Source organism: Parvularcula maris (assembly GCF_024505085.1).
GTDB lineage: Bacteria > Pseudomonadota > Alphaproteobacteria > Caulobacterales > Parvularculaceae > Parvularcula > Parvularcula maris.
In genome coordinates this window covers 1-1,060 of record NZ_JANIBC010000041.1, presented here as the reverse complement: position 1 = coordinate 1,060, position 1,060 = coordinate 1, and the positions used below count along the sequence as shown (strand labels likewise).

Here is a 1,060-nt window from a genome sequence, read left to right as displayed (position 1 = left end):
CTAGAGCGTTTTGAGCCCTCACTGACTCGTTCGTGGTTTGCGCGAGGCGCTGTCGCCTGATTCCGTAGCGCCATCGTTTTGGACGGAGGCGGAGATGGCGGCGGCGCTGAGCATGGATCTGCGGCGACGCGTGGTGGCGGCGCTCGAAGATGGCCTGTCGATCCGTGAGGCGGGTCGGCGGTTCTGCGTCGGCGAGGCGACGGCGGGGCGCTGGCATCGGCAGTGGAAGGCGACGGGCAGCCTGGAGCCGAAGCGGCAGGGCGGCCGGTCAGGTTCGATCTTGGACGCGCATGAAGATCTGCTGCTGGCGATGGCGTGCGAGGGAGAGAAGGACGCGACGCTCGCCGAGATGGCGGAGCGGCTCGAGGCGGAGCGCGGCGTGACCGTGCACTTGACGACGATCTGGTACTGGCTGGAGCGGCGGGGGATCACGGTCAAAAAAAGACCGCGCACGCCGCCGAGCAGGAGCGCGAGGACGTCCGCCTGAAGCGGCGGTTCTGGTTCGACGCTCAGGCGGACCTTGATCCCGACCGGCTCGTCTTCATCGACGAGACCAGCGCGAGTACCAAGATGGCCCGCTTGCGAGGTCGTGCGCCGAGAGGCGAGCGCTGTGTCGCCTCAGTCTCGCACGGGCATTGGAAGACGACGACCTTCACCGCCGGCCTGCGCCTGTCCGGCCTCGTCGCCCCGATGGTCCTGGACGGACCGATGGATGGCGCCTGGTTCCTTGCCTACGTGACCCGCGTCCTCGTCCCCGAGCTGCGCCCCGGCGACACAGTCGTCATGGACAACCTGCCCGCCCACAAGGTGACGGGCGTCCGCGAAGCGATCGAGGCGGTCGGCGCCAGGCTTCTCTACCTTCCGCCTTACAGTCCCGACTTCAATCCGATCGAGCGTGCCTTCTCGAAGCTCAAGGCTCTCCTGCGAAAGGCCGCCGCCCGAACCGTCCTCGACCTATGGTCCGCCATCAGCGATGCCATCGAACGCTTCAGCCCAACCGAGTGCCGCAGCTACTTCTCCGCCGCTGGCTACAAGACGGAATGACATCAAAACGCTCTAG

The 1,060-nt window shown here is 66.8% G+C and carries 1 protein-coding gene; it reads left to right on the top strand.

The features are described 5' to 3' along the window. Positions 1-94: 94 nt before the first annotated feature. A protein-coding gene (locus tag NOG11_RS14855) for an IS630 family transposase (protein WP_370468309.1) occupies positions 95-1,044 on the top strand; the annotation gives its coding sequence in 2 pieces (ribosomal slippage) (positions 95-434 and positions 434-1,044; 951 coding nt in all). Positions 1,045-1,060: the final 16 nt, after the last annotated feature.